This window comes from Paraburkholderia sp. SEWSISQ10-3 4 (assembly GCF_030464785.1).
In the GTDB taxonomy this organism is placed as follows: Bacteria; Pseudomonadota; Gammaproteobacteria; order Burkholderiales; family Burkholderiaceae; genus Paraburkholderia; species Paraburkholderia aspalathi.
The window spans coordinates 1-24,737 of sequence record NZ_JALPRI010000002.1; the positions used below are offsets into that span (position 1 = coordinate 1).

The following is a 24,737-nucleotide window of genomic DNA, read 5'->3' on the forward strand; positions in this document are numbered from 1 at the left end:
CGCGCGCGCATCGGCCATATCGTTCTTGTTGCCAATCACGAATGCCTTGACCGCCTTGCCCGGCATCAACCTGACCTGATGCCCCATTTCGCCCAGCCGACGCGCCCAGTGCTGGGCTCCGCCGCACGCTTCCATGCCGATGAGGCAGGGCGTGCGATTGGCGAAATGCTCCAGAAACGCGCCGCGCCGGATCTGTCGGCTGATGACCTCGCCGGTTTGCGGATCAACCCAGTGCACCTGGAAAACCTGCTTTGCAATATCCACACCGACCGGAGTAAAGTTCATTTGGGTTCTCCTTCCTCAAGTGGTTCGTTGCCCAACTTCCACTCTGGCACATCTGATGCCGTCGGTTGCGAGAACCCACCCTACCTTTGCCCGCCCCCACGGTCAGTGATCAGCAGCCCTTACGGGGGGAGGCGTCCATTCCATTTGTCACTAACGCGGAATGTGCGAGAGCACGGATTCCAGTCGCACCACTACCCGCAGCAGACTACGGCGCCCACTTAGCATTAGCGGTTTGAGCTGCTTTCTCTTGCCTACTTCTCTTTGCAGCCGGCAAAGAGAAGTAGGTGCCGCCCCGCACAGGGGCAACGCTAATAGACCACTAACAAATCAAGGAAAGGCACCAAAGCCAGAACACAGACAAAAAGCGCCGCGCAGGCAAAAAAACCTTAACCCTGAACCCCGGCTGGAAGCCTCAAATGATTCCAACCCGCCAGCCCGGCAAAAACCATCCCCGCAACACTAACCCCGACCCACCCAAAGGTCGGCCAAACCGCAGCGCCGACCCCCGACCCGACAGCACCGCCAATAAAATAAGCCACCATATAAACCGTATTCACGCGACTCCGCGCCTCAGGCTTCAACGCATAAATCCGCGATTGATTGGAAATCTGCGCAGCCTGCACACCAATATCAAGGACGATCACGCCAATCACCAACCCGGCAATACTCTTCGCCGACAAGGCAAAAACAACAAACGACACAGCCACCAGCGCGATCGACATCGTGATAATGGCTCGCGGTCCGCGTCGATCGGAAAACTTGCCGGCGAGCGGCGCGGCCATTGCCCCCGCCGCACCGACAATACCGAACAGGCCGGCCGCCTGCGGCCCGAGGTGAAACGGTGCGCCCGCCAGCAACAAGGCCAGCACCGACCAGAAGATGCTGAAAGCGGCGAACATCGCGGCACCCGTTAGCGAGGCCTCACGCAGCGCGCGATGCTCGACCACCAGATGCCACATCGAAACCAGCAGCTTGCCGTACGGCAGCGTTGAAGTCGGCTTGCTCTTCGGCAAGCGCAAGATGATCACGACGGCCAGCACCAGCAGCGCGACTACCGAAGCGAAGAATACCGTGCGCCAGCCGAAATACTCGGCGATCAGGCCCGCCGCGGTCCGCGCCAGCAGAATGCCGAGCAGCAGGCCGCTCATCACCGTGCCGACGGCTTGTCCCCGCTGCGCGGGCGGCGCGAGTTCGGCGGCGAAGGGCACAGCCTGTTGCGCGATGGTGGCGAGCACGCCGATGGCGAGGCTCGCCGCGATCAACACGGGCAAGTTCTGCGCCGCAGCCGCGATCACGAGCGTGACGCACATGCCGGCTGTCTGCAGCAGGATCAGGCGACGCCGATCGAAGCGGTCGCCGAGAGGCGCCAACAACAGCATTCCGGCCGCGTAGCCGAGCTGCGTCACGGCAGGCACCACGCCGACCCACGACGCGCTGTTCGGAAACGACTGGCGGAAATTGTCTAGCAGCGGCTGGTTGTAATAGATGTTTGCGACTGCCACGCCGGCAATCGTCGCGAGCAGAAGCAGCAAGCCGCGCAACGACCGGTCAGCGGAAGCGGGAGTGGAGGCGTCGGATGTGGACATGAGAGGGGGCGATCGATGGACCGGCCCATGCGCGGTCCTCAAGCGTGCCGATCATACCGGAGCAGGGAGGATCGTGCTGACGGCCCAACATGCGCTCCCTCGCAGACAAAATGAGATGGTCGTTCGGTTTTCGTTCGTAGAATCGGCGCGCGCAACGCGATCCATTACGTGACCGATCTCATGAACACACCCTCGATACTCGAACCTCGACGCATCAGCGGCTGGCTGCGCCTCGCCTTGATCTCCCTCGCTGCATGGGCGCTTTCAACCGCATTCGCCTTGCGCGATCCGCTCAAGCTGATGCTCGAATGGGAGCTGCTGGCGGTATTCGTGCGCCCTGAAACGCACGGCTGGTATCGCACCGTGATCGCGATGGCGGGCTGCGACGTGATCATCGGGATGTTCATCGTCACCGGCGCAGGCTGGCTGGCGCTGCTCGTGCGGTGCAAATCGGCGCGTTTTCCGTTGCAGGTGCAGGCGTGGCTGTTGGCCATCCTCGTCATGCGAACCATCGCCTACCTGCTCGGCGATCACATGACCCATGCCATTGGCATTGCCATCGCCATTCCGTTCGACGGCTTCATTCAGGCCGTCGTCGCTGCCGCGCTCGGGATACCGTATTTCAGGCTGTCCCGGCGCGTCCGGCAAACTTTTGTTGCGGTCTGAACCGGTGAGGCGAAACCCTCAATCGATCAACTCGCCTTCAGGTTCGTAAAAAGGATACGGACCATCGGCTTTATCAACATACGCATGATGCGTGACGATGCCCGTCGCCGGATCGTAGCGATGCAGTGCATACGCAGGCGGCTCCATCACGAATGCGGAGGGCGCATCCTCGCGTAGATCGAGCCCGACCTGATGCGCGGGCGCCGGCACCGCGGACGCAATCGTGCCGCCAAAACGCACGAACATCGGCCGATGCACATGGCCGCAGATCACCCGTTCCACGTTCGGATAACGCGCGATCAACGCGGCGAGCTTGTCGGCGGCAGCGGGATCGAGCCGCAATTCATCCATATGCCCGATTCCGCAGACGAACGGCGGATGATGCAACGCGACCACCGTGGGCTTGCCTTGCGCCGCATCGAGTTGCGTCTCAAGCCAGTCGAGACGTGCGTCGCATAGATTGCCGGCGCTTTCGCCCGGCACCATCGAATCGAGCGCGATCACGCGCAGCGGTCCGACATCGACCGCGTAGTGCACGAACTCGCCACCACTACGCAACTCGGCGCGATCGGGAAACGCCGCGCGCAATGCAGCCCGTTCGTCGTGATTGCCCACCATCAGGAAGTAGGGGATCTCGAGCGGCGCGAGCAGCGTTTTGAGGTGTTTGTATTGTTCCGGATCGCCCTGATCGACGAGGTCGCCGGTCATGATTACGGCGTCGGGACGCGGCTCCAGTGCATTGAGCGCGGCGACAGTGCGCGCGAGATAGGCGCCGGTATCGACGCGGCGGTAAGCCAGCGCGCCGGGCCGTTTGATATGGAGGTCGCTAATTTGAGCCAGCAGCATGGGGATGTCCTTCTTTATGGCGCGCTAGAAACGCAGCGCTGTGTCATTACGATAGCGCAATCAGCGCGTCCTGCGCGATTGAAATCCCGACCGGCGTGCCGCGCGCGAGTTCGACGCGGCCCGCGACATCGATCAGTAGCGCGTCCGGTGCGGCGCCACCGATCGTCAAACGGGTGCGCTCGCCGAGAAACGCCGTGCTTTCGATGTTGCCGCGCAATTGGGCGGTGGCCGGGTCGGCAAGATACGCGTCTTCGGGGCGGAAGAAAAATTCGTGTGCCGTGCTAGCGTGCCCGGCGCTTGACGGCAGCGGTACAGCGCCGCCGTTTGTCGCCAACAGACCATCACGCCGTTCACCAGCCAGCCGGTTGATCGTGCCGACGAACTGCGCGACCGTGCGGTTCGCCGGACGATAGTAGATGTCGCGCGGCGAGCCGATCTGCTCGATGCGCCCGGCGCTCATCACGACGATGCGGTCGCCGAGCTCCATCGCTTCGGCCTGATCGTGAGTCACGTAGACGGTCGTGATGCCCAGCTCGCGCAGCAACGTATTCATCTCGCTGCGCAAGGTGTCGCGCAAACGCGCGTCGAGCGCTGTGAGCGGTTCATCGAGCAGCAGCACGCGGGGTTGCACGGCGAGTGCGCGCGCCAATGCCACGCGCTGGCGCTGGCCGCCGGAGAGCTGATCGATGGGTTTGTCCGCGTGCGCGGTGAGACGCATCATCGCGAGCAATTCGTCGACGCGTTGCCGTGCGGTTTCAGCCGGCACGCGTTTGATCTTCAGGCCGTAGCCGATGTTGCCGCGCACGGTCAGGTTCGGAAACAGCGCGTAGCTCTGGAACACCATGCCGACCTGGCGTTTTTCGATCGGCAGGGCGGTGACGTCTTCGTCGCCGAACGCGATGCTGCCGCCGGCGTCAGGTGTCTCGAGGCCCGCGATCATGCGCAGCGTCGTGGTCTTGCCGCAACCAGACGGGCCGAGCAGCACCAGCGTCTCACCGGCGCCGATGTGCAGATCGAGCGGTTCGAGCACACGCGTGCCGCGAAACGTTTTCGCGCACTGTGTGAGCGTGATGGGAACGGAGTCGAGTTTCATGGCGTGGACGTCGGTATAGGCTTGGAACGGGAGGCAGTGTTGCGCTGTTTGCCCGCGCTGCGCTGGCCGGTCGCATCGACGCCGAGCCATTGCATCGCGACGAGCAGCGGCATCGTCATGATGAAAAACAGAATCGTGTAGGCGCTGCCGATTTCGATGCGTAACGACGCATAGGTGTCGGCGAGACCGACCGGCAGCGTTTTGGTATCGGGCGTATGCAGCATCCACGTGAGATTGAATTCGCCGATCGAGAGCGTAAGCACCGCCAACGCACCGGCGACGATCCCCGGTCGCGCATTCGGCAAGACGATCGTGACGAAGCGTTGAAAGAAGCTCGCGCCGAGGCTCGCCGCGCCTTCTTCGAGTGTGCGCAGATCGCTGCTCGCGCACACGGCCGCAACCGCGCGCACCATGAACGGCAGCGTGAACACCACGTGTCCGACGACGATAAACGCGACGCTCATGCGAAACATCGTGAAGCCGCCGTAGACCACCAGCAGCGCTAGCGCGGAAGCGAGACCGGGCAGGGCGATCGGCAGCACCAGAAATTCTTCGATGATGCGTGAGAGCCGTGTCTTGCTGCGCGCTAGTACGTAGCCGGCGGGCACGCCGGTCAGCAGTGTGATCAGCAAGGTCATCGCCGCCACTTCGAGCGAGAGAAATACCGAACTGTGATACTGCGTCCATACTTCGCCGAGCCAGCGCAGCGTGAGTCCGCTCGATACACCTTTGAAGTAGTTGACTGTGAGGCCGGCCATGATCGACATCACGACCGGCACGATCAGAAAGGCGCATAGCAACAGCGTAACGAACCACTGTCCGGCTGCGAGCCACGTGCGTGATGTGAGCAACCGGCGGCGCCGCGCGCGCGGTTTTGCGGGCTGCTTGATTGGAGCACTGATGGAGTTCATCGAAGTTTTGTCATCGGGTTTGGACACGCCACTCATGCGCTTGCCGCGACAGCCGAACCGCTCACGCTGCGAGCGAACGCCAGCACGGCCCATGTGACGATGCCGAGCACGATCGAGAGGCCCGCCGCCGTCACCATGTTCGCGTTCAGCGTGAACTCGGTGTAGATGGTCATCGGCAATACGTCGATGTCGGTGGCCAGGGTGAAGGCGGTGCCGAAGGCGCCCATTGCGGTCGCGAAACATACCGCGCCGGCTGCGATCAAGCCCGGCGACAACGCGGGCAACACGATATCGCGCGTAATACGCCATGGCGATGCGCCGAGCGAACGCGCGGCCTCTTCGAGCGAGGCATCGAGCTTGGTCGCCGATGCCATCACGGTGACGATCACGCGGGGAATCGAGAAGTACAGATAGCCGAGAAAGAGCCCGCTCATCGAGTAAGCGAACACCCAGCGATCGCCGGTGAGTTTCAGCGATAACGCACCGATCAAACCCTGACGTCCCGCCAGCATGATCACCATGAAGCCGACCACGACGCCTGGGAATGCCAACGGAAACGTCAGCAGCGCGAGCAGCGTGCGTTTGAGTGGGAACTCACGGCGCGCCAGCAGCAGACCGGCGATCACCGACAGCACTAGCGTCGTCGCCGTGACCGCTGCTGACAACATCACCGTCGCGCCGAGGCTCGACATGTAGCGCGGATTCGTCAGCATCGCACGATAGGTCGCGAATGCGTGGCCGTCGCCGCTGATCTGCGCGAGCGCGCCCATCGGCAATAGCCAGAACGCGATGAAAACCGCCAGCGCCGGCGCGATCAAAGCGATGCGCCAGCGCAGCGGGAACGTGACGTCGTTCAATGCATCACCTGTAGATAACGCTCGCCGAAGCTCGACTGCTTCTCGGCCATTTTGCCGAAGTCGACCGGTTTGGCGCGGGCATAGTCGCTTGCGGGCAGGAATTTGGCGGCGGTTTCCGGGCTCATTGCGTTTGCGCGCACCGGACGCAGATAGGCGTCGGCCCACAGTTTCTGGCCTTCGTCAGACAGCACGAAATCGAGCACCTTCTTGCCGTTCGCTTCATGCGGCGCGCCCTTCACGAGACTCATCACGTACGGTACCGAGATCGTGCCTTCCTTCGGAATCACGAATTCGACGTTGGCGTGATCCTTATACTTCGCGCGGTAGGCGTCGAAGTCGTAGTCGAGCAGGATCGGGATTTCGCCGGACATCACGCGCGCATAGGCGGTCTGCTTCGGCACGATCGGCGCGTTGGCCTTCAGCTTACGGAACCAGTCGAGGCCCGGCTCGAAGTTATCGAGCGTGCCGCCGAGCGCCTGATTTACCGCGACTGCGCCCGCATAGCCGACAAACGCGCTCGACGGGTCGAGGTAGCCGATCATGCCTTTGTACTCAGGCTTCAGAAGATCAGCCCACGAACGCGGGACCGGTTTGCCTTCCAGCGCGTCCTTGTTGACGAAAAAGCCCAGCGTACCCGAGTGGATCGTGAACCAGTAGCCTTGCGGGTCCTTCATATTGGCTGGAATGTCGTCCCAGTGCGCCGGCTTGTACGGCTGGATGACGCCTTTGTCTTTCGCCTGGAACGCCGACGAAACGCCGAGATAGACCACGTCCGCAACCGGGCTCTTCTGCTCGGCCATCAGTTGCGCAATCGATTGGCCGGAGTTCTTGTTGTCGAACGGCACGCGGATGCCGGTCTTTTGCTGGATCGCCTTGATCTGGCTCGCCCAGTCGGCCCATTCGGGCGGGCAGTTGTAGCAGATCGCGGTTTCATCGGCGTGGGCTGCTTGCGGTGCAAGGGCGGCGAGCGCGGCCGTGACGATCATGCCTGCTGACAGCGCGGTGGCCGTAGTGCGGGCGAGACGATGCCAGAGTGGCTTGATGGAAGAAGCAAAGCGTGTTGAAGAGCGGATCACTACGGGTCTCCTGGAGAGGAAGAGAGCGGGTGGTTCGGGGTTCGAATTGGATGTTTATGCAAGCGACTATGCGAACGGCCTCTAGGTCGCAGCGGACGTTTCTGTGCGGTTCGAAATCGCCGCGATGGTGGCACCTTCGCGCAAGCTGTGTGGCAAGGTCAGCTTGGGCGACGTTGCCTCATGCGTTTCGTCGGTGCCGGTTACGCGAGCTAGCAAACGCCGCCAGGCGGCGCAGCCGATCTCGCGATTTGGCGCGCAGACGCTTGCCAGCGGTGGCGACAGCAATTCGCCCATGGCGAGTCCGTCGAAGCCGAGAATCGACATGTCGTGCGGAATCTGCAGACGCGCGCGGCGCAGGCCGCGCATCACGACCATGGCGAGCAAATCGTTGCTGCAGAAGAGGGCGGTCGGGCGGTTCGGGCCGTTGGTCAGATGCGCGAGCACGGACGGCGCGAGTTCGTCCGCGTTGAAATCGACTTCGAGCGCGGGCGCAGGGGTGAGGCCGGCCTGCTGCATCGCCTGCGCGTAGCCGAGATGCCGCTGGCGGGCGCGGTCCGAAGCGGCGAGCGTGCCTGCCAGCATCAGGATGCGGCGATGGCCGTGCGCGATCAGCATGCGTACGCCATCGAACGCGGCGAGGCGGTTGTCGACCGAGACCGACGGACGCCGCATGGTGTCGTTATGCATCAGCACGTACAGCAGGCCGGAGCGGTCGAGGTCGTCGAGCAGCGGATGCGTGTCGGCATCGGCGACGGTCAGGATCAGGCCTTCCACGCGATGTTCGCGCAGCGTTTCGATGGCGTGGCGTTCGCGGTCGGCATCGTACTGGGTGGTCATCAGCATGAGCCGGTAGCCTTGCGCCGCGGCGAGTTCGTCGATGCCTTGCAGGCATTCGGCGAACACGGGGTTGGCGAGCGTCGGCAGGATCACGCCGATCAGGCGCGTGCGCTCGCCGCGCAACTGCCGGCCGAGCGGGCTGGGGCGGAAGTTAAGGGCGTCGATGGATTGACGCACCTTGTCGAGCGTGACCGGGTTCACGGTATGCGGCGCGTTGATCGCGCGCGAAACCGTGGCGATGGAGAAGCCCGCGTGGGCGGCGACGTCTTTGATCGTTGGGATCATGATTTCCGCGCGTGATGTAAACGTTTTCGTCAGCGGATTATCAGGAACGTTTGTGACTTGCGGATGACTCCAATTTTTATGCCTGGCGGGCGAGGGTGGGGATGGGGCGCGGCTGGATTGCGCCGGTTTGGTGTGCCCGCCGGGCAATGGTAGAATTCGCGTCCAGCGTGGTTCTGACCCCTGCCGGGGTGATGAAATTGGTAAACATAGCGGACTTAAAATCCGCCGCTTCACGGCTTGCCGGTTCGAGTCCGGTCCCCGGCACCAGGAAGTATTCCACTAGATTCCTGGAAATTCCTTGGACCCTTGATGCAGCAATGCTTCGAGGGTTTTTTGTTCCGGCATGTCTCGCAGGGGCAAACATGCGGAATTCAGTTGGTTGCATCGATCACCAAGGCTGACGGATACAGGTGTCGCTGCAACATATTTGGCCGTCGCTTTGACGCATGCCCGTGTTAACCGATATATGCACAATGGCAGCCACGATCAAGTGTCCCGCATGGACGACGTGAATACGTACCGCCGTCGTGACGCGGCGATACGTTCAACCTGAATCGAGGACCCCGGCATGCATGAGTCAATTCCTGCGCAGGTGGCGTTTGAAAGCCTGTCATCGACGATTCCAGACATCGACTTCACGGATTGCACCGCCACGGCGCTAGTCGTGGTCGATGTTCAGTACAGCGACGCTGCGCCCAACCGTGGCTGGGTCAAGGCATGCGAAGCGATAGAGCCCGGTTCGATGCATTACTACCTCGACAGGCTCGAGCGCACGACCATTCCTGCAATTCGCACGTTGCTCGATGCCTTTCGTCGAATGGGAAGACCGGTCATTCACCTTGCAATTGGGTCGGCGTATCGAGATATGCGCGATTGCCCGATACGGTTTCGCGAATGGTCGGGCATGCTGGAAAGGGCCAGCGGCGTCGAGAACTTATGGTGGACGGGAAATCCGGACTATGCGTTCCGCGAGGAGGTCGCCCCTCTGGATGGAGAGACTGTGATTCGCAAGACCACGCAAGGTGCGTTTAACGGTAGTGAAATACAGAACGTCCTGGATCGTATGGGGATCAAAAATCTGGTATTCACTGGCGTGGTGACGAGTTGCTGTGTCGAGACGACAGCACGGGATGCTGCCGACCGGGGTTTCGGCTGCGCGCTGGTTTCAGACGCGTGCGCCGATTGCGATCCGGTCATGCATGATGCCGCGCTGTCTAACTTCGGGCTCTACTTCGGCAAGATTGTGCCCACTGCGGATGACCTCGTCAGGACGTTGACCGAAAAGGGGCGCATGTAGCTGATAACTGGAATCGCTCACACCGACGCTAATAACCGGCGCATTCGTGGGTGGCGCGGTGTGTTTCTGGTCGTTCACCGCCGCTGTCGCAAGCAAAATGTCAGTAGACTGCGGGCATACCTGCCGGGCGGTGTTTGAAGCGCCTGTGGACCCAGTAGTACTGATCGGGAAAGCGCAGGATTTGCGTTTCAAGAAACGCGTTCATTGTGCATGCGTCAAGCGCTTCGCTGTCTGTGGGAAAGTTTTCGAGCGGATCGAAGATCGTCAGCTTATAGCCGCGAAATGCGGGCAATACCTCAGTCACAAAGGGCACCACGCGTGCACCGCCCAATTTGGCGAGGCGTGACACGGAAGTGAGCGTGCAGGCCGGCACACCGAAGAGCGGCGCGAACACCGAACCCGTTGTTCCGTGGTCCATGTCCGCCGCCAGCATCACGGGAACGCCTGAGCGCAGCAGCCGGACAACTTGTTTCGCACTTGCGCTGCGCTCAATCATAGCTGCTCCGAACCGTCCCCGTTGACGCCGTGCGAGTTCGCAGACACGCGTGTTCGACATGCGCGTGTACAGCGCGGCGACCGGCAGGCGCGACGAATACAGCATGCAACCTACTTCGATTCCGACGAAGTGAAAGCCCATGAATATTGTGGGCGGTGCGTGCGGATCGTGCAGATCGATGCGACTGTCCATCTCGACCAGTCGCTCGATCGTGCGCAAACTGCCGAACCATTGAAAGCCGCGCTCCAGATAGCTGCGCACAACATGCTGTAAATGGGCGAGCGCGAGTTCTTCGCGCTCGCGCTCGGTCTTCAGCGGAAAGCACAGGCGCAGATTGACGAGCACCACGTGCCTGCGGTGGCTCGGCAGCTTGTACAGCGCGGCGCCAAGCGCATTGCCTGCTCTTGCAACTAGCGCGTACGGCAGAACCGACAGTAGCCGCAGCAAACCGAGCAGCAACCAATAACCGAGACTTTTCATGCTTACACCTGTTGTCAATGGATACATTGATGACCACGCAGTTCGAGGTGCAACTGGACCAGCCACGCAAAGGGGCAGTCATCGGCAATCGATGCTACAAGATCGTGCTTCCCGATCAGTTGAACCTTATGCGCGAGCCTCGCTGCGTCGAACGCTTGCCGCGCACGCCAGCGCAGCGCCAGCATGATCACGGCACCGAGCAGAAAAATGCTGCCCTGGTAAGGCAATGTAGGCGTGCCGTCGTCGAGCAGGCCGAGCAGCGATGCGAAACTGACGCACGGAACGATCGCGATAGCTGTCGAAATCGAAAAGAGCACGAGGTTGGCGCGCACTGCGGTCGTAGTACCGGCTTTCATGGACACGCTCCCACAGTCAGATGAACTCGGCCTTCATGATGGACGCGCATGGCTTACCAGACACTTAATGGTGAGCTGCGCAAACTGTCATGCGTCGGCCATGCAGCTATTGAGGTGAGGGATCTGGGTAGTCCGGTAACTTGTCGGCGTCGGCGGATCTCGTCGAGAGCATGTGGCGCCTCTGCAGGTAGAGGTCGCGAGTGAACGAATAGGGATCGATCGCGGCCTGTGAAAGCAGGTCCGAGGCGCTTAGAAGATCGGCGCGTTTGCTGACAATACGAGTGCCGGTCACCGACACCTGAACGGCGACTGGCGCGGCCACGAACGGGTTGAGCAGAACGCTTACCGCGACGTCGCTGACATCCCGCACGCTGCTCGGGCCGAACAACGGCATCACCAGGTATGGCCCAATCGGTACGCCATAGTGCGCAAGCGTCAGGCCGAAGTCCTGATGGTGCTTGGGCAAACCCGCAGGCGTCGCCCAGTCGATCAGGCCGCCAATCCCCAAGGTGGAGTTGAACGCAAAGCGCACTACATCCTCGCTCGCGTCTGTCGCTTTCAGTTGCAGCAGGTCATTGGCAAAGTTGCCGATATCGCCGAGATTGGAAAAGAAATTCCGGACTGCCGTCTGTACTGGCGTCGGCGTCACCTTCTGATAGGCGGTTGCTACTGGTTTGACCGCGTATCTGTCGACCTTGTCATTGAACGAGTAGATGGTCCGGTTCATCGGTTCAAGCGGGTCGCCTGCGGTGCGCCCGGGCCCCGTTGCGCATCCCGATGAAAGAAGCACCGTGGTGGCGAGCGCCAGAGTATTCAGATCGCGCCTTTTCATCGGGGGACTCCCGGTACAAAAATGACAAAAGAGGTACTAGCCATGCAGCGCTGCGGCCGTGGCGAAGGTCAGTCGATGGGATGGTGTGACCGGAACACTTACCGGCCACTTACTGGCCGCCTGGCGATTACATTGCCGTCCCTTACCGCTAACACTGCATGAATCGTTCTGATCGAAGCAGACGGCGCGATTCGGACGGTAAATCTCCGGTAGGTCGCCCAGCTGCACGATGCGGCTGGCCATGGAGCCCTGGCGTGATGACCGATCAGGTCAAAACGATCTTTTGATACAAACAGATAGCAATGTCAGCGACAAGCAACCGTCGCAACGAAGATTGCGATATCGGTGATCGCTGGAAATGGATAAGCCTTTTCACTACTCGGTCGGTTTGTACAACAGGATTTTACATCCGGGTGTCGTGTCCTTGAAACGGATCGACATGCCGTGCATGCCCGCCACCGCCAGCACAAGGCTCAGGCCGAGCCCGCTGCCAGGCGTGTGACGGCTCGCTTCACCGCGATAAAAGCGCCGTAGCACCGCTTGCTGTTCGGCGGGCGCGATACCTGGCCCGTCGTCGGAAACGGTGATGCCTGCGCCGGTCTTGTTGCGGAACACTGTGATCCGCACATGGCCGCCGCGCGGTGCGAACTTGATGGCGTTTTCCACCAGGTTCGCCAATGCCTCGAATAACAGGTTCGGATCGCCCTGGATCTCAAGCGGCCCCGATACCGTTCGCTGCAATTCGAAGGCGATTTGCTTGTCTTCGGCAGTCGGATCGTAGAATTCGAAGACGTCGTCGGCGACAGCGGCCAGATCGACCGTTGCGAAACCCGCACGGCGCACGCCGCTTTCGATTTCCGAAATGCGCAGCAGCGCATTGAAGGTGCGCAGCAGCCCGCTGGTCTCGATGATGGTTTCATCGATCGCCGCGCGATACTCCGTTTCGGTTTTGGCGCGCCGCTGCGCACGTTCGAGTCCGCCGAGCATCCGGGTGAGCGGCGTGCGCAGATCGTGCGCGATCGCATCGCACACACCCTTGACTTCGTTCATGAGCCGTTCGATTTCGTCGAGCATGCCGTTCACGACGCCGACCAACCGATCCACGTCGTCCTGTTTCGAATGCATCGGCAAACGCCTGCTGAGATTGCCGGCGACGATTTCTTCGATCGAGGCGGTCACCGCGTCGAGCCGCCGCATCGCCGAAATGCCGATCAGGCTCGCGCCGACCAGGCCGATCACGAGCGTGATCATGGCGGTGGAAAGCAGCGCGTGCAGCAGTTCCTCGTCGAAGTGGTCGAGTTCGCGGGTGTTCTGGCATTGCAACGCGATGCGGCTATCCGGCACGCGCGCGGCAATGCATCGGCCGGGCGGGTGGCCGGGCAGCTTCGCGAGCCGCATGGAAAACGGTTGGTCGAACACGGGGATAGCCGGTTGATCTCCCGCGTAGCCGCCGGCAAGATGTTTTCCGGCAGCGTCGAACAGACCGAACGGGCGCTGGTGGCGCGGATCGAACTGGTTTTGATGTTCGAATCGCGCCACCAGTTCGTCCGGCTCTTCGCGTGTCAACTGTGCGTGCTCGCGCATCAGCCAGTCGTCGATGCGTTCCTGTTCGAAGCCGGTGATCTCGCGGTACAGGTAACCGAACAACAGTATCGCGATCACGCCGAACAGCATCAGGAACAGCGTGGCGAGGCGAAAGCCGGTGGTGCGATGCAGGTCAGTCAGGCGCATGGAGCATGTACCCCGAACCGCGCACGGTATCGATCATCGGAGCCGTCCCGTCCGGGTCGAGCTTCTTTCTCAGGCGACTGATATGCACGTCGATCACATTGGTCCGCTCGTCGAGCCGGTAATCCCACACCGCCTCGAACAGCATGGTGCGGCTCACCACCTGGCCCTCATGCTGCATCAGGTATTCGAGCAGCCGGTATTCGCGCGGCAAGAGCGACACCGGACGGCCGGCGCAGCTCACTTCGCGCTTTAGCGGGTCGAGACGCAATGGACCGACCTGATATTCCTGCACACCGGGCGCCGCTTCGCGCCGGCGCATCAGCGCGTCGAGCCGTGCGGTCAGCTCGATGAATTCGAACGGCTTGGTCAGATAGTCGTCGCCGCCGGCGCGCAAGCCGCGCACGCGTTCGTCGACCGCGGACAGGGCGCTCAGAATCAATACTGGCGTGACCACGCCGGCGCTGCGCAACGCCGCCAGCATGCCGAGCCCTTCGAGGCCACCCGGCAACATGCGATCGAGCACGATGGCGTCATAACTGTTGGCGACCGCGAGCATCAAACCGTCACGGCCCGTGCTCGCGGCCTGCACCTTGCAGCCGTGATCGGTGAGCGCTTCAACGATCTCCGCGAGGGTTTGCTCGTCGTCCTCGACGACCAATACATTCGACATGCCTTTTTCCAGAAGTGCGCGCGTGTCGAACGCACGCGAACCGCGCCGTTTACACTACGCTCGTACCTGCGATGTTCGCAGTATGCCGCGTGAAGCCGCACAGGCGTTTCGCGCCAACATGAAAAATTTTTAATGTAAGTCCTCATTGTCTGATTAGCGCATGCGAGTCCTTCTGATCGAAGACGATACGCGCGCCAGCCATTTCCTGACGCGCGGGTTGAGCGAGAGCGGTCTCATTGTCGACGCGGTGGCCGACGGTGCGACCGGGCTCGCGTACGCGCGCGAGGGCATCTACGACGTGATTGTGACTGATCGGCTTTTGCCGGCGCTCGATGGCATCGCCCTCGTGCAGCAATTGCGCGCAGGCGGCGATACCACGCCGGTGCTGATGCTGTCCGCGGTCGGCGGGCTGAACGAGCGCGTGGAGGGCATCCGCGCCGGTTGCGACGACTATCTTGTGAAGCCGTATGCCTTCGTCGAAGTGCTGGCGAGAATCGAGGCGCTCGCACGGCGCGCGGATCGCAGCAGGATGAGCGAGCGGCTCGAATGCGCGGATCTGATGCTCGACACGCGGGCGCGAACCGCGACGCGCGGCGGCCGCGATCTACGCCTGCAGCACCGCGAATTCCTGTTGCTCGAATGTCTGGCGCGACGCGAAGGGCAGGTCGTCACGCGCAGCATGCTGCTCGAGGCGGCGTGGAATTACGATTTCGAACCGCGTGGCAATATCATCGATATGCACATGCATCGCTTGCGGGCGAAGGTGGATCGCGATTTTCCGGTGGCGCTGATTCATACCGTGGTGGGTGCGGGTTATGTGCTGAACCCGGCACCTTAGCAGGTGCTTTGCGGCGACCTGGACGGCCTCGTGGATACGCGCTCCGACGGCGTGTTGCGGCGCATTAAATTTTTTTCATTATTGGGCGAAAGCGCCGACAGGACCCGCTGACTACTCTGGCGACATTCCCATGTTGCCGGAGTGTTCTCCAATGTCAGGGCTGTCCCGTCCGGCGCCTTTTTCGCGCGTCGTCAGTCCTCGTGCGCCTCATCGGGCCCTGCGTGCTGCCGCATGCGCACTCGGCGTCGCGGTTCTGGCCGGGTGCTCGCTCGTGCCGGCCTATCAGCGGCCGGTTGCGCCGCTCGCGCAGCGCTTCGACGGCGCGGCGAATGCTTCGCTCGCCGATACCGTTCCTGTAAAGAGCGGCTGGTGGCGCGAATATCACGACCCCGCGCTCGATGCGCTGGTCGATCGCAGTCTGCAAAACAACTTCACGCTGGCGTCCGCCATCGCGAGCGTAGAGCAGGCGCGCGGCAACGCCGAAAAGGCCGGGGCGCCGCAGTATCCGTCGCTGACGCTCGGCGCCACTTTCGACCGCGCTCACCAAGGCCGTGGCTCGACCACCAAAACCCAAAGCCTGTTCGCCGAAGCAAGTTACGAGGTAGATTTCTGGGGCTTCAACGCCGCCAACGCCAGCGCGGCCGACCTGCTTGCGCGCGCGTCCGAATTCGATCGCGATACGGTGGCTTTGACGCTGACCGCGTCGGTGGCGGACACGTATTTCCAGGTGCAGAGCCTGCGCCGCCGTCTGGCGATCGCACGGTCCATTTCCGACGATGCCGCGCACATTCTGCAATTGTTGCTCGCGCAACAGGAGGCGGGCGTCGCGACCGAGCTGCAGGTGCAGCAGCAGCGCAATGCGCTCGCCACCTTCCAGGCGGCGGTGCCGGCGCTGCAACAGCAACTGGACACCAACATCCATGCGCTCGCCGTGCTGGTGGGCACCGCGCCTGAGCAGTTCACGGTCAACGACACCGCGCTCGCTGGTATCGCCATTCCCCAGCCGCGTCCGAATCTGCCGGCCAGCCTGCTGGAAACGCGCCCCGATATCCGCTCGAAAGAAGCACAGTTGCAGTCGGCCAATGAGAGCGTCGGTGCGGCGCGCGCGGCCTTCCTGCCGAACATCGTGCTGACCGCCGACGGTGGGCTCAGCAGCAAGTCCCTTTCGCATTTCCTGTCGAGTCCGTTTGCGAGCCTCGCCACGTCACTGGCCGCGCCGCTGTTCGACGGCGGCGCGTTGCGCGGCCAGTTGCACGCAAGCCAGGCCGCCGAAGCCAAGGGCGTCGCCGATTACCGGCAGGCCGTGATCACTGCGCTGCAGGACGTCGAAGACTCGCTCTCGGCGGCGCAACAGCAGCAGCTCGCGGAGGCCGCCGACCAGACCGCCGCCGACGCTGCCCGCAAAGCCGCCACGCTCGCGCAAGCCCAATACGAGCTCGGTACCGTCGATTTTCTGACCGTACTCGACGCCCAACGCACGCTCTATCAAGCCGAAGACACGCTGGTGCAGGCGCGGCTCGCGCGCCTGCAAGCTTCGGTGAGCCTGTTTCGCGCGTTCGGCGGCGGCTTCGGCGTGACCGATAGCAGCACCGCTTCCACTTCTACGCCTTCCCGCTCATGAATCCTGCTGATAGTCCGAATTACGAGGCGCCTCGCGCGCGCCGTCGCGCGCCGCCCGTGGTGGCGTTCGCTGTCCTTGTGGTGATTCTTGTCGCGTGGTTATGGCCGAGGCATCCGGCCGTGAAGCCCGCAGCTGCGGTGCCGGTCAACGCCGGTCATCCGGTGAACCGGGATTTTCCGATTCGCGTGGCTGCGGTGGGTACGGTCCTCGCGCTCAATACCGTGGACGTCAAAGTGCGTGTGGATGGCCAGTTGCAGCGCGTGTCCTTCACTGAAGGGCAGGACGTGAAGGCAGGGCAGTTGCTCGCCCAACTCGACCAGGGTCCGCTCACTGCGCAATTGCATCAAGCGGAAGCGGCGCAACGCAAGGACCAGGCCTCGCTCGATAACGCGAAGCTCGATCTCGCCCGTTACTCGAAGCTCGTCGGCATTGGCGCGGCGACCACCCAGGCCGTGGACACCGCGAAGGCGCAAGTCGAAGCGCTCGCCGCTACTGTAGCGGCAGACGCAGCACTGGTGCAGAGCGATCGCCTGCAACTAAGCTTCACCACGCTATTCGCGCCTTTCACCGGCCGCGTCGGCGCGCGCGAGGCCGACATCGGCGCGATCGTGCATCCCACCGACACGACCGGTATCGTCACCGTCACGCAAATGGAGCCGATTACCGTGCTGTTCTCCGTGCCGCAGGACGTGCTCCCCGACTTGCTCGCCAATCAGGCGGGCGCACCGTTGGCGGTGAACGTCACCACTCGCTCCGGCAGCACCGCGCTTGCCGACGGTGCGCTCGTGTTCATCGACAGTACGGTCGACCCCACCACTGGTCAGATCAAACTCAAGGCCTCCTTCACCAACAAGGATCGCAAGCTATGGCCGGGCGAACTGGTGAATGCGCGCGTGCTGTTGCGCACCGATACGCAGCGGGTTGCCGTGCCGAGCCGAGCGGTGGTGAACACGCAGAATGGTACGCAGTTATACGTGATCAACGCGAATGGCACGGCGCAGATGCGTCCGGTGAAAATCGGCGTGACGGTCGACGGAATGACGGAAATTCGCAGCGGTGTCGCGCCCGCGGATCTCGTTGTATTCGATGGACAAAGCCGTTTGAACCCAGGTGTGCGTGTGGCGGCCACCACGGTGCCGGCGGTGGCCCAGGCACCGGTCAACGGAGACTCGGCGGGCAGTCAGGCTAACCAGGACAATCCGTCATGAGCCTGATGGGACGGTTCATCGAACGGCGCATTGCGACCAGTTTTCTTGCCATCGCGGTGCTGCTGGCGGGTGCGGTGGCGTACTTCATGCTGCCGGTCGCGCCCTTGCCACAAGTCGATTTCCCGACCATCCAGGTCGTGGCGAAGTTGCCAGGTGCGAGCGCCGAGACCATGGCGACTTCGGTAGCGACGCCGCTCGAACGACAACTCTCGCTGATCGCGGGTATCACGCAGATGACGTCGTCAAGCTCGCTGGGTACCACCAACATCGCCGTGCAGTTCGATCTGTCGCGCGATATCAACGGTGCGGCGCAGGACGTGCAAACGGCGATCAACGCGGCCGGTGGCACCCTGCCGAAGAATCTGCCGAACCCGCCGACCTATGAAAAGGTCAACCCGGCCGACTTCACCTTGCTGTCACTCGCGCTGACGTCGCCATCGCTCACGCTTACGCAACTCGACAGCTACGCAGAGGACTATCTGGCGCAGCAGATCTCGCAGTTGCCAGGCGTGGGTCTCGTCGATTTCCACGGCGAGCAGCGGCCCGCCGTGCGTATTCAGCTCGATCCCGACAAGCTCACCGCACGCGGCCTCACGCTGGAAGACGTGCGCTCGATCGTCGGCTTGCAGACGGTGAATGCACCCAAGGGCAGCCTGAACGGGCCGGATCGCTCGGTGATTTTCAATGCCACCGACCAGATCACGACCGCCTCGGCGTATCGCGATCTGGTGGTCGCGTACAAGAACGGCGCGCCGATTCGCCTATCCGATCTCGGCACCGTTCTGAGCGCCGCCGAAGACAACCAGCAGGCCGCATGGCTTCAGCACGAACGCGCGATCATCCTCGATATTCACAAGCAGCCTGGCTACAACGTCGTGCAGACGATCGCCAACATCAAGGCAAAGCTGCCAGCACTCGAAGCGACGCTGCCCGCCGCCGCGCATTTGAATGTAGTGGGCGATCGCACGCAAACCATCAATGCGTCGGTGCACGACGTGCAGTTCACGCTGATGCTGACGGTCGCACTCGTCGTGATGGTCATCTTCTCGTTTCTGCGCAACGTGTGGGCGACGATTATCCCGAGCCTGACGATTCCTTTGTCGCTGGTCGCTACGTTCGGCGTGATGTATCTGCTCGGCTATAGCCTAGACAATCTGTCGCTGATGGGGTTGACCATCGCGGTGGGCTTCGTGGTGGACGATGCGATTGTCGTGATCGAAAACGTGATGCGGCATGTCGAAGAAGGCGTGCCGCGCATGAAAGCCGCGCTGCTCGGCGTAATGGAAGTGCGCTTCACCATTATTTCGATGACGATCTCGCTGATCGCGGTGTTCATTCCGATCCTGTTGATGGGCGGCATTGTCGGACGCCTGTTCCGCGAATTCGCGGTGACAGTGAGCGCGGCGATCCTGATGTCGGCGTTGGTCCCGCTGACCGTCACGCCGATGCTATGCGGCTGGCTGATACGTTTGCCTGAGCCGGATGACACAGGGCGGATGCGCAAGCTCGAAGCTTGGCTCGAACGAGGCTTTGTCGCGGTGGAGCGGCGTTACGAGCGAGGTCTCGATTGGGTGTTGAATTGGCCGAAACTGATGCTTGGCGTGACGATTGCGACGATCGTCGCGACGATCGCGCTGTTTGTCGTGATCCCGAAGGGCTTCTTCCCGCAGGAAGACTCTGGGTTGATCATGGGTGTCGCGCAGGCCGCGCCAGACATCTCCCCGCGTGCGATGTCTCTGAAAATGCAGCAACTGGGCAATATCATCGAAGCCGATCCCGCGGTCGATAACGTTTACTACTGGATGGGCGCGAATCCGACCGTGAGCCAGGGCCGCGTGATGATCAACCTGAAGGCGTTCGGTCAGCGCAAGGACAGCGCCGCGCAGGTGCTCAATCGTCTGAAGCCGCAGTTAGCGAAGGTGATGGGCATTTCATTGTCGATGCAGGTCCGCCAGGATATTCAGGTAGGTGGCCGTATCAGCGCCGCGCAGTATCAGTACACGCTGCAGGACCCCGATATCAATGAACTCAATCATTGGGCGGGCGTACTAACCGATAAGCTGTCGAAGCTCCCGCAACTCGCCGACGTCACTTCGGATCAGCAAGCTGCCGCGACCAGCGCGACGCTCGTGATCGACCGCAGTACCGCCTCGCGCTTCGGCATTACCGCGCAAGCCATCGACGACACGCTGTACGACGCATTCGGCCAACGGCAGATTGCCACGCTGTTCACGCAGCTGAATCAGTACCACGTCGTCGAGGAAGTCGATCCGAGCTTCCAGTTGACCACCGATGCGCTCGCGCACCTCTATGTTCGTTCGCCGCTGACGAACGAACTGGTGCCGCTCAACACGCTGGCGAAAATCGAAAACAACGTGTCGCCGATTTCGGTGAATCACCAGGGGCTGTTCCCGGCTGTGACGATCTCGTTCAATCTGGCGCCGGGGCAATCGCTCGGCAATGCCGTGACGGCGATTCATCAGGCCGAAAGCGCGGCAGGCAAACCCGACAGCTTGACGGGGTCGTTTCAGGGCACAGCGCAGGCGTTTCAGGCCTCTCTTGCCAGTGAACCGTATCTGATCGCGGCCGCGCTCGTCGTGGTGTATCTGATCCTCGGCATCCTGTACGAAAGCGCGATTCACCCGCTCACCATTATTTCGACGCTGCCTTCGGCGGGTGTGGGCGCATTGCTCGCGCTAATGCTGTGCGGCCAGGATCTCTCCATCATGGGGATGATTGGCATCATCCTGCTGATCGGTATTGTGAAGAAGAACGCGATCATGATGATCGACTTCGCGCTCGTGGCCGAGCGTGAGCATGGCTTATCGCCACAGGAAGCGATCCGTCAGGCATGCGTGCTGCGCTTCCGGCCAATTATGATGACGACGCTTGCCGCGCTGTTCGGCGCACTGCCGCTTGCGCTTGGGTCTGGCGCGGGCGCGGAACTGCGTGTCCCGCTCGGCATCGCGATTGTCGGCGGCCTGATCGTTTCGCAGATGCTGACGCTCTTCACGACGCCGGTTGTGCACCTGTGGTTCGACCGTTTGTCGCATTGGCTGGCGGAGCGGCGCGCGAAAGGCGATATGTTCGAGCGCGAATCGATAGGTTGAGCGCGGTCGACAACGTAACTGCCAGTGCTCGACGGCTGGCGCGCTCTTCCATGCTCAGCGTGCCATCCCGGCACGCATTTCAATTCTGTTGGACCGCCGCCGATCCGGCGCGACGGTCCCTACCTTCAGGCTGAACTCCCGGGGGGCGTTAATGCACTTTGTTTGCGACCTCCTTGGCGAGCAGGCGTTGCGCCTGTTGATCGCCCTTTCCTGCTTCCTGCGCGGTTTGAACTGACGTCTCGCTTGCTTCGGCCAACAAAGCACGTGCGGCGCTGCTGATGTTGACCGTATACGACGACGCTGACGAAGCGGACGTGCTGGTGCTCGACCCCGTAGCCGACGAAGCGCTCGTGCTCGATGCCGGCGCGCTCGACGCTGAACCCGATGTCGACGCGGCGGATGAGGCCGGCGCTTGTGCGGTGCTTTGACCGACTGCCTGAATGGACATCCAAATCTCCCAGTAGAAAAACGTATGTACTGCGTTCTGTCTATCGGCCTCGATTCGGAGTGCTTGAGCAGTATATTTTTTCAAAATTTCCATCTTCTTAAGGATCTCATAAGGAGAATTAAGAAAAGGCCAAAAGAGAGTGTTGATAGAGGCGTCCCTTTCTTAAGGTTGGCATAAGGTTTCTCATCGCATTGCGAGCCGTCACCATTCAGTCATCCGCGCATGTTTCTATCTATTACGTTTAATCACCGGCTACCTCGCAAATGTCGGTATCCCTGCCTTTCTACCCCGTATGAATGTTTCAGGAGACAAACATGCCGAGCGTTCGATCTGTTCACGCAGTAAGCCGCATTTTTAGCCGCACCGCGCTCGCGTTCGCCGCTCTCTGTTTCGCGGCCGGGAGCGCCGACGCGCAAACCTCGGCGAAGCCGATTGTCACTCCGGGTTTTAGCCTGACTGTGTTCGCAGCGGGTTCCGGCGGGTTGATGAGCGCACCGGATTCACTGGCCGTGCTCGATGGTCACGTTTGGGTTGGCTATGCAAACAACGGCGCCCCCGACGGCTCGAATGGCGCGATGAGCGCGATTGTTGAATACTCGTCAGACGGCAGTGTCGTGAAGACTTACCAGGTCGCGGGACACAACGATGGCCTGAAGGTCAATCCGTACACGCGAGAGATCTGGGCGATGCAGAATGAGGATGCGAATCCAAACCTCGTCATCATCAATCCCTCAACCGGCCAGGCATCCAAACCGTATTCCTTTGGCAAGACGCTGCACGGCGGCGGTTACGACGACATCGTGTTCAAGGACGGCCAGGCCTACTTCAGCGCGTCCAATCCCACCCTTAACAGTAGCGGCAAGAATATGGGGCCCGCGATTGTCCGCGTTGTGCACCTTGATGCAAACACCTACACGATCGATGTCACTCCGGTAATGCGCGGCACATTGGACGCCAGCAACATTCCGTTTGGCACGGTGGCAACCCTCAACCTGACCGATCCGGATTCGATGACGCTAACGCCGTCGGGTGATGTGCTGCTCGATGATCAGGGAGATGGTCAGCTTGTCTTGTTGCGCTTGTCGGGCGATGAGCCGCGAGTGCAATATCTTCCGCTTCTCGGCAACGTGCAGGTTGACGACACGGTATTCGCGACTGCGCGACGGGGCTATCTGCTCGTGTCCGATACGAAGGCGAACGTGGTGTACAAGATTAGTGCCAATGTCTGGCAGCGCGACGCGGCGTTCTCCGCATCAACGGGCGTGGCCGCTACGAGTAGCACGCCGACGGTGCCGGCTTATGTAGGCCAACTTGATTTGCGTAGCGGGGCAGTCCTTCCTCTGGTGACCAATCTGGCCAGTCCGCACGGCATGGCCTTTGTACCGACAGACGACCAGCAGTAACGGCCGTGTGTTGATTGCCGGATGATGTGGTCGCCGCAAGCAATTCCGCGGCGATCGCGTTGGCCGAACGCCCGGTTGTCCGCTGGAGCGGACGCGGTCATGGAGCTAGCGCGATCCGCATGCCGACCGTATCGCTTTCTCAAGCGATTCCCAGTGCCTGCAATATCGGTAGATGCATTTCGGCAAAGCGATTCGCTTTCGCAATCAGATCGTCGCGGGTGTTCAGCGGGCTAACGGAAAAACCTTCCATGGCATGAGCCGGCGTGGGGCTCGTGTGTAAAGCAGCTTCGGCGAATTCGGCCCACTGTGCGGGTTCCCTTAAATGACGTCGCCTCGCTAACAGGAAGAGCTGCGGCACACGGGGAATCAAAACACCCGATCCGGACACCGGGCTGACGAGGAATTGTACGTCCCCGTGCTGGAGCGCCTGCTCGCAAATGGCGGCGTTCAGCCTGTCCGATGACGGACGAGCGAGCTCGATGTGCGCCTCTTCCTGTACATTCAGCAGCACCCCGGCCCCTACTAGCAACGTTACGGCCTTGACGATGAAGGGGAGCGTAATCCCGCGTCCGCGGACGCTGTTTTCGATATCGACGAGGCGTGCAGGTTGATGGCTGGCAAGCGCGTCGAGGATCGGACCATATGAGCTTTCCGGTAGCGTCGCTTCTCCCAGCGCACCGCGTATCTTCAGCAGGACCGAAGCCCTCGGCAGCGCCAGCATGACGCGATGCGCGCGCATGGCCATCTGCTGCTCATCCTCACCGAGTGTTCGGCTCCCTTTGACCCAGTAATCTCGCCGCATCGACCGATTGATGCAAAAGTCCCGTACGGTCTCACGTAAAGCGGTATCTGGAACGCCCGCCAACAAGGCGCGTTGAGCTGGGTTGAGATTGATCTCGTCAACGTGATCGCGATAGTCCGCAGAACAGCTATAAGTCAAACCGCTCGCGGCAAGCGATGATGTGACCTGCGAGAAAGTCATGGGCTGCCAGTCACGATTGAAATATTCGTGCGCGAGGTAGTGCGTGTTCTCCTTGGACAATGCGTCGACACGTTCAGCCAACTGCGGGTTGACCACTGCGTAGCCGGGCTGCGTCGCAACCACGGACTTCACGAAGTCCAACGCCGCAGCAATGTGCGTCTGGACTTGCGTTTCGGCGGGTACGCCGCCGTGTTCATTCAACCGCGCGCTCACCTGAAAATGACAGTTCATCAATTCGCGCACCGGCAACATCGTGGCCCACCCGGGCTGGGTGTTATAGCTCATATACACGACGCCGCCGTCATTGAGTTTGCGTCGAATGAAATCGGCAATAAGCGCGCGATTTTCGTCGGAAATCCAGCTCCAGATACCATGCATGCCGATGAAATCAAATTTCGGCAATTCGTCTCGCCTACAGAATTCTGCGAAGCTTTCAGCGAACAAGCTTGCCTGGGATCCGGCGCACTGTTTCAGTTGTTGGGCAAAGCTCGCATGAGACGGGTTGAAGTCAGTACCGAACCATCTTGTAGTTGACCCGGCTGCGTGGATATTCACGCTGACGCCGTGGCCGAATCCTAGCTCGCAGGCGGTACGCAGGGTCGGAGGGGCGATTCCCGACTGTAGCAACGGAAGTCTAAGACGTAGCGGATCCAGTTCGTCGCAATAGCCGTACGTGTACGCAATACCATCAATGCTGCCGGCTTCCCACTCACTCACGTTCTAGCTCTCGTTTTCTTGAAGGATCGCCGTGCTGGAACGACGGCTTCGCAACCCACTTGCAGCAGAGGCCGGGCGATATGGTCAACGTCGCAGCGTGCGGATC

General features: G+C 61.4%; 21 protein-coding genes, 1 tRNA gene and 1 pseudogene. 9 read left to right on the plus strand and 14 right to left on the minus strand.

The window, feature by feature from the left end; genetic code table 11:
* Positions 1-285 (minus strand): transposase (locus M0D68_RS05955; protein ID WP_308187569.1); only part of this gene is annotated, 285 nt, incomplete at its 3' end.
* Between the two features lie 386 nt (positions 286-671).
* Complete coding sequence (locus M0D68_RS05960) at positions 672-1,871, minus strand: MFS transporter (protein ID WP_256455310.1); 1,200 nt, start codon at positions 1,869-1,871, stop codon at positions 672-674.
* 180 nt (positions 1,872-2,051) lie between these two features.
* On the opposite strand from M0D68_RS05960, the gene M0D68_RS05965 reads away from it, so the two are divergent.
* Positions 2,052-2,537 carry a DUF2569 domain-containing protein gene (locus tag M0D68_RS05965; RefSeq protein WP_266223988.1) on the plus strand — a complete coding sequence of 162 codons (486 nt, stop codon included), beginning with the start codon at positions 2,052-2,054 and terminating at the stop codon, positions 2,535-2,537.
* A gap of 18 nt (positions 2,538-2,555) precedes the next feature.
* Here the strand turns inward: M0D68_RS05965 and M0D68_RS05970 are convergent, their stop codons facing one another.
* The 6 genes from M0D68_RS05970 to M0D68_RS05995 all read right to left on the minus strand — a co-directional run bounded on the left by M0D68_RS05970 (position 2,556) and on the right by M0D68_RS05995 (position 8,442).
* Complete coding sequence (locus M0D68_RS05970; RefSeq protein WP_200651132.1) at positions 2,556-3,383, minus strand: phosphodiesterase; 828 nt, start codon at positions 3,381-3,383, stop codon at positions 2,556-2,558.
* A gap of 46 nt (positions 3,384-3,429) precedes the next feature.
* Positions 3,430-4,476, minus strand: coding sequence for an ABC transporter ATP-binding protein (locus tag M0D68_RS05975; protein WP_266223989.1), 1,047 nt, complete (start codon positions 4,474-4,476; stop codon positions 3,430-3,432).
* Entirely contained in the window at positions 4,473-5,387 is a 915-nt protein-coding gene (locus M0D68_RS05980) for an ABC transporter permease (RefSeq protein ID WP_200651134.1), read from the minus strand. The genes M0D68_RS05975 and M0D68_RS05980 overlap by 4 nt, the downstream gene beginning before the upstream one ends.
* Before the next feature lie 32 nt (positions 5,388-5,419).
* Positions 5,420-6,244 carry an ABC transporter permease gene (locus M0D68_RS05985; protein WP_093647257.1) on the minus strand — a complete coding sequence of 275 codons (825 nt, stop codon included), beginning with the start codon at positions 6,242-6,244 and terminating at the stop codon, positions 5,420-5,422.
* On the minus strand, positions 6,241-7,320 hold the full coding sequence (locus tag M0D68_RS05990; RefSeq protein ID WP_093647255.1) for an ABC transporter substrate-binding protein: 1,080 nt from the start codon (positions 7,318-7,320) through the stop codon (positions 6,241-6,243). Before M0D68_RS05990 ends, M0D68_RS05985 begins: the two co-directional genes overlap by 4 nt.
* A gap of 81 nt (positions 7,321-7,401) precedes the next feature.
* A complete protein-coding gene (locus M0D68_RS05995; protein ID WP_266223990.1) occupies positions 7,402-8,442 on the minus strand; it encodes a LacI family DNA-binding transcriptional regulator in 1,041 nt (346 codons plus the stop codon).
* Between the two features lie 182 nt (positions 8,443-8,624).
* Here M0D68_RS05995 and M0D68_RS06000 point away from each other — a divergent pair.
* Both M0D68_RS06000 and M0D68_RS06005 read left to right on the plus strand, forming a co-directional pair.
* Positions 8,625-8,709, plus strand: a tRNA-Leu gene (locus M0D68_RS06000).
* Between the two features lie 301 nt (positions 8,710-9,010).
* On the plus strand, positions 9,011-9,739 hold the full coding sequence (locus tag M0D68_RS06005; protein WP_266210855.1) for a cysteine hydrolase family protein: 729 nt from the start codon (positions 9,011-9,013) through the stop codon (positions 9,737-9,739).
* A 100-nt stretch (positions 9,740-9,839) separates the two neighbouring features.
* Here M0D68_RS06005 and M0D68_RS06010 read toward each other — a convergent pair whose 3' ends face one another.
* From M0D68_RS06010 to M0D68_RS06030, 5 genes and pseudogenes are all read right to left on the minus strand, one after another.
* A complete protein-coding gene (locus tag M0D68_RS06010; protein WP_211708359.1) occupies positions 9,840-10,715 on the minus strand; it encodes a lipid A biosynthesis lauroyl acyltransferase in 876 nt (291 codons plus the stop codon).
* A gap of 14 nt (positions 10,716-10,729) precedes the next feature.
* Positions 10,730-11,071 (minus strand): hypothetical protein, encoded by a 342-nt coding sequence (locus tag M0D68_RS06015; protein ID WP_266223991.1) that lies wholly within the window; start codon positions 11,069-11,071, stop codon positions 10,730-10,732.
* Positions 11,072-11,246: 175 nt separating this feature from the next.
* Positions 11,247-11,903, minus strand: a pseudogene (locus tag M0D68_RS06020) (VacJ family lipoprotein); the annotation flags it as partial.
* 375 nt (positions 11,904-12,278) lie between these two features.
* On the minus strand, positions 12,279-13,634 hold the full coding sequence (locus M0D68_RS06025; protein ID WP_266223992.1) for a HAMP domain-containing sensor histidine kinase: 1,356 nt from the start codon (positions 13,632-13,634) through the stop codon (positions 12,279-12,281).
* Positions 13,621-14,304 carry a response regulator transcription factor gene (locus M0D68_RS06030; RefSeq protein WP_093633662.1) on the minus strand — a complete coding sequence of 228 codons (684 nt, stop codon included), beginning with the start codon at positions 14,302-14,304 and terminating at the stop codon, positions 13,621-13,623. The genes M0D68_RS06025 and M0D68_RS06030 overlap by 14 nt, the downstream gene beginning before the upstream one ends.
* Positions 14,305-14,464: 160 nt before the next feature.
* Here M0D68_RS06030 and M0D68_RS06035 point away from each other — a divergent pair, with 160 nt between their 5' ends.
* The 6 genes from M0D68_RS06035 (at position 14,465) to M0D68_RS06060 (ending at position 22,932) form a co-directional block, all read left to right on the plus strand.
* Positions 14,465-15,142 carry a response regulator transcription factor gene (locus M0D68_RS06035; RefSeq protein ID WP_211701093.1) on the plus strand — a complete coding sequence of 226 codons (678 nt, stop codon included), beginning with the start codon at positions 14,465-14,467 and terminating at the stop codon, positions 15,140-15,142.
* A 151-nt stretch (positions 15,143-15,293) separates the two neighbouring features.
* Positions 15,294-16,763, plus strand: a complete 1,470-nt coding sequence (locus M0D68_RS06040; protein ID WP_167378332.1) for an efflux transporter outer membrane subunit — start codon at positions 15,294-15,296, stop codon at positions 16,761-16,763.
* Complete coding sequence (locus tag M0D68_RS06045; protein ID WP_266223993.1) at positions 16,760-17,971, plus strand: efflux RND transporter periplasmic adaptor subunit; 1,212 nt, start codon at positions 16,760-16,762, stop codon at positions 17,969-17,971. Before M0D68_RS06040 ends, M0D68_RS06045 begins: the two co-directional genes overlap by 4 nt.
* Positions 17,968-21,081, plus strand: a complete 3,114-nt coding sequence (locus tag M0D68_RS06050) for an efflux RND transporter permease subunit (protein ID WP_266223994.1) — start codon at positions 17,968-17,970, stop codon at positions 21,079-21,081. The genes M0D68_RS06045 and M0D68_RS06050 overlap by 4 nt, the downstream gene beginning before the upstream one ends.
* Before the next feature lie 278 nt (positions 21,082-21,359).
* Complete coding sequence (locus tag M0D68_RS06055) at positions 21,360-21,509, plus strand: hypothetical protein (protein ID WP_167378331.1); 150 nt, start codon at positions 21,360-21,362, stop codon at positions 21,507-21,509.
* A 334-nt stretch (positions 21,510-21,843) separates the two neighbouring features.
* The gene (locus tag M0D68_RS06060; RefSeq protein WP_266223995.1) at positions 21,844-22,932 is read left to right on the plus strand and encodes a hypothetical protein; all 1,089 of its coding nucleotides are present in this window, start codon (positions 21,844-21,846) and stop codon (positions 22,930-22,932) included.
* 139 nt (positions 22,933-23,071) lie between these two features.
* Here M0D68_RS06060 and M0D68_RS06065 read toward each other — a convergent pair whose 3' ends face one another.
* The gene (locus M0D68_RS06065) at positions 23,072-24,631 is read right to left on the minus strand and encodes a class I SAM-dependent methyltransferase (protein WP_266223996.1); all 1,560 of its coding nucleotides are present in this window, start codon (positions 24,629-24,631) and stop codon (positions 23,072-23,074) included.
* Positions 24,632-24,737 lie beyond the last annotated feature (106 nt).

Bases quoted from the DNA above. Each gene is read 5' to 3' on its own strand.
- M0D68_RS05960 (WP_256455310.1), bottom strand. From the start codon at position 1,871: ATGTCCACATCCGACGCCTCCACTCCCGCTTCCGCTGACCGGTCGTTG.
- M0D68_RS05965 (WP_266223988.1), top strand. From the start codon at position 2,052: ATGAACACACCCTCGATACTCGAACCTCGACGCATCAGCGGCTGGCTG.
- M0D68_RS05970 (WP_200651132.1), bottom strand. From the start codon at position 3,383: ATGCTGCTGGCTCAAATTAGCGACCTCCATATCAAACGGCCCGGCGCG.
- M0D68_RS05975 (WP_266223989.1), bottom strand. From the start codon at position 4,476: ATGAAACTCGACTCCGTTCCCATCACGCTCACACAGTGCGCGAAAACG.
- M0D68_RS05980 (WP_200651134.1), bottom strand. From the start codon at position 5,387: ATGAACTCCATCAGTGCTCCAATCAAGCAGCCCGCAAAACCGCGCGCG.
- M0D68_RS05995 (WP_266223990.1), bottom strand. From the start codon at position 8,442: ATGATCCCAACGATCAAAGACGTCGCCGCCCACGCGGGCTTCTCCATC.
- M0D68_RS06005 (WP_266210855.1), top strand. From the start codon at position 9,011: ATGCATGAGTCAATTCCTGCGCAGGTGGCGTTTGAAAGCCTGTCATCG.
- M0D68_RS06010 (WP_211708359.1), bottom strand. From the start codon at position 10,715: ATGAAAAGTCTCGGTTATTGGTTGCTGCTCGGTTTGCTGCGGCTACTG.
- M0D68_RS06015 (WP_266223991.1), bottom strand. From the start codon at position 11,071: ATGAAAGCCGGTACTACGACCGCAGTGCGCGCCAACCTCGTGCTCTTT.
- M0D68_RS06025 (WP_266223992.1), bottom strand. From the start codon at position 13,634: ATGCGCCTGACTGACCTGCATCGCACCACCGGCTTTCGCCTCGCCACG.
- M0D68_RS06030 (WP_093633662.1), bottom strand. From the start codon at position 14,304: ATGTCGAATGTATTGGTCGTCGAGGACGACGAGCAAACCCTCGCGGAG.
- M0D68_RS06035 (WP_211701093.1), top strand. From the start codon at position 14,465: ATGCGAGTCCTTCTGATCGAAGACGATACGCGCGCCAGCCATTTCCTG.
- M0D68_RS06040 (WP_167378332.1), top strand. From the start codon at position 15,294: ATGTCAGGGCTGTCCCGTCCGGCGCCTTTTTCGCGCGTCGTCAGTCCT.
- M0D68_RS06045 (WP_266223993.1), top strand. From the start codon at position 16,760: ATGAATCCTGCTGATAGTCCGAATTACGAGGCGCCTCGCGCGCGCCGT.
- M0D68_RS06050 (WP_266223994.1), top strand. From the start codon at position 17,968: ATGAGCCTGATGGGACGGTTCATCGAACGGCGCATTGCGACCAGTTTT.
- M0D68_RS06055 (WP_167378331.1), top strand. From the start codon at position 21,360: ATGTTGACCGTATACGACGACGCTGACGAAGCGGACGTGCTGGTGCTC.
- M0D68_RS06060 (WP_266223995.1), top strand. From the start codon at position 21,844: ATGCCGAGCGTTCGATCTGTTCACGCAGTAAGCCGCATTTTTAGCCGC.